Here is a 2,559-nt window from a genome sequence, read left to right as displayed (position 1 = left end):
GAGGGGGCTGCGGCCGTCAGGCCGTCCGCTGAGGGTGGTGGTGGGCTGGCGGGCACCGCACGGTACCGGGATCCCCGTTTCGACCAGGAACACAACGCCGTGTGGGGGCGCACCCTGGCCGAGGCCGCCGACTCCATCGAGGAGGAGGTCCGGAGCCACGGGGCGGACCTCCTGTGCGTGCTCCTCGGCGTCAACGACCTGCTGTGGCCGGTGCCTGCGGCGGAGATGGAGCGCCGCCTGCGCTCCTACGCGGCGGCGGCCCGCCGGGGCAACCCGGATCTGCGGATCGCCGCCGCCGAGTCTCCGCCGATCGCGCTCGCCGGTGCGGACCCGGCGTTCGCGCTGCGCCTGCGCGGCTACAACGCGCTCGTGCGGGGGGTGGCCGCGGACCTGTGCACGGACCGCTCACCGGTGGTCAGTCTGAGTGTCGCGGACCGGGAGGGCTGGGACCCGGCGGCCGACACCCGCGACGGTACGCATCCCAGCGCGCGCGGCGAGGTGAAGATCGCGGCGGCCTTCGCAGACACCCTCTCCGAGGAGTTCGGCATGGGTCCCGCCCATCCCCGTCCGCTGACCTCGCCGGACTGACCGTCGCCGCTACGCTGGGTCCCGTGACTGAGACTCCTATTCGCACCCGATTCGCCCCGTCCCCCACGGGCATGTTCCACGTCGGCGGCGCGCGCTCCGCGCTGTTCAACTGGGCGCTGGCACAGCAGCAGGCCGAGGGCCGCATGGTGCTGCGCATCGAGGACACCGACGCGGCTCGCAACCGCCCGGAGTGGACCGAGGGCATCATCCGCGCCCTGGCCTGGCTCGGGATCGGCGCCGACGACCCGCACTTCGAGGGGCCGCACTTCCAGTCGGAGCAGGCCGACCAGCACCGTGAGACCGCCCGGAGCCTGTACGAGAGCGGCCGGGCCTACTACTGTGACTGCACCCGTGAACAGGTGCAGGAGCGCCGCGACAACCCCAACCTCGGCTACGACGGGTTCTGCCGCGACCGTGGTCTGGAGGCCGGTCCGGGCCGTGCCCTGCGCTTTCGCGTTCCCGAGGGCGGTCCCACGGTCGTCGACGACCGGATCCGCGGTCGTGTGGAGTTCGAGCACGCCGCCATCGAGGACTTCGTGATCGCGCGCGCCGACGGCTCCCCCCTGTTCGTCCTGGCCAACGTGGTCGACGACGTCGAGATGGGCATCACCCACGTCATCCGCGGCGAGGAGCACCTGTCCAACACGCCTAAGCAGCAGTTGCTGTGGGAGGCCCTGGAGCTGGCACCGCCGGTGTGGGCGCACCTGCCCGTCATCGTCAACGAGCAGCGCAAGAAGCTGTCCAAGCGCCGCGACAAGGTCGCCCTGGAGTCCTACCAGGAGGAGGGCTACCTGGCCGAGGCGATGGTCAACTACCTGATGCTGCTGGGCTGGGCCCCGGGCGACGACCGCGAGATCATGCCGTGGTCGCAGATGCAGCCGCTGTTTCGGGTGGCAGACGTCAACAGCTCCAGTGCCTTCTTCGACGAGAAGAAGCTGCGCGCCTTCAACGGCGAGTACATCCGCGCGCTGGGGGCCGACGAGTTCGTGGAGCGCTGTCGGCCGTGGCTGACCGGGGAGGCCGCGCCGTGGGACGACGCCGCCTTCGACGAGGACGTGTTCCGGGCGGTCGCCCCCCTGGCGCAGAGCCGTGTGGCGGTCCTCGGCGAGATCGTGCCCAACGTGGACTTCCTCTTCCTCGACACACCTGTCGAGGACGACAGGAGCTGGAACAAGGCCATGAAGCCGGGCGTGGGCAGGGAGATGCTGGAGGCCGCCCAGGCCCGCTTCGCCGACCCGGGTCTGGCGTGGGCCGCCGAGCCCCTCAAGGCCGCCACGGAGGAGGCCGGCGCCTCCCTCGGCCTCAAACTCGGCAAGGCGCAGGCCCCCGTGCGGGTGGCCGTGACCGGGCGCACCGTCGGTCTGCCGCTGTTCGAGTCGCTGGAGCTGCTGGGGCGCGAGCGCGTCCTGGCCCGTGTCGGTGCCGCTCTGGAGCGGCTCCGGGCCCAGGAGAAGGAGACCGCGCAGGGCTGAGGGAGCGGGGCGACCGGTTCGACAGGCCGGTCGCCCCGTTTTCCGTTCGCGAGGACTCCGAATGTCCGCTAGAGTTAACGACGTCGCCGAGAGGGGCGGGGCGGTGGGAACCGCCGGGCCCTTCCGAAGGCCATGGGCTATGGTGTAATCGGCAGCACGACTGATTCTGGTTCAGTTAGTCTAGGTTCGAGTCCTGGTAGCCCAGCTCTCGGTCCCGCGGTGTTCCGCGGGCCGTGCGGGTCTGTGACCCGTGTGCGCCCCCGTCGTCTAGTGGCCTAGGACGCCGCCCTCTCAAGGCGGTAACGGCGGTTCGAATCCGCTCGGGGGTACCAACAGGGAGAGGTTTCCACGGTGTGGGTCTCTTCTTGTTCGGCGCATGTCGTCGATGTCCGGTTCGAGTAGTTGTGGTAGTGATCACCGCGATGGTCGAACCCGTAGGCCCCCGTCGTCTAGTGGCCTAGGACGCCGCCCTCTCAAGGCGGTAACGGCGGTTCGAATC

At 70.5% G+C, this 2,559-nt stretch carries 2 protein-coding genes and 2 tRNA genes; all 4 read left to right on the top strand.

Annotation, left to right across the window (positions count from 1 at the left end; translation table 11 throughout):
* Positions 1-588, top strand: a 588-nt coding sequence (locus ACFHWE_RS23440) for a GDSL-type esterase/lipase family protein (RefSeq protein ID WP_416604036.1), incomplete at its 5' end; no start/stop codon positions are given.
* Between the two features lie 23 nt (positions 589-611).
* The gene (gene gltX, locus ACFHWE_RS23435; RefSeq protein ID WP_416604035.1) at positions 612-2,060 is read left to right on the top strand and encodes a glutamate--tRNA ligase; all 1,449 of its coding nucleotides are present in this window, start codon (positions 612-614) and stop codon (positions 2,058-2,060) included.
* A 133-nt stretch (positions 2,061-2,193) separates the two neighbouring features.
* Positions 2,194-2,265 (top strand) — tRNA-Gln (locus ACFHWE_RS23430).
* Between the two features lie 51 nt (positions 2,266-2,316).
* Positions 2,317-2,392 (top strand) — tRNA-Glu (locus ACFHWE_RS23425).
* Positions 2,393-2,559: the final 167 nt, after the last annotated feature.

This window comes from Nocardiopsis sp. LOL_012 (assembly GCF_048060475.1).
Lineage (GTDB): Bacteria > Actinomycetota > Actinomycetes > Streptosporangiales > Streptosporangiaceae > Nocardiopsis.
Note: the sequence above shows the minus strand (reverse complement) of the source record. Positions and strands in the feature narration are given on the sequence as shown.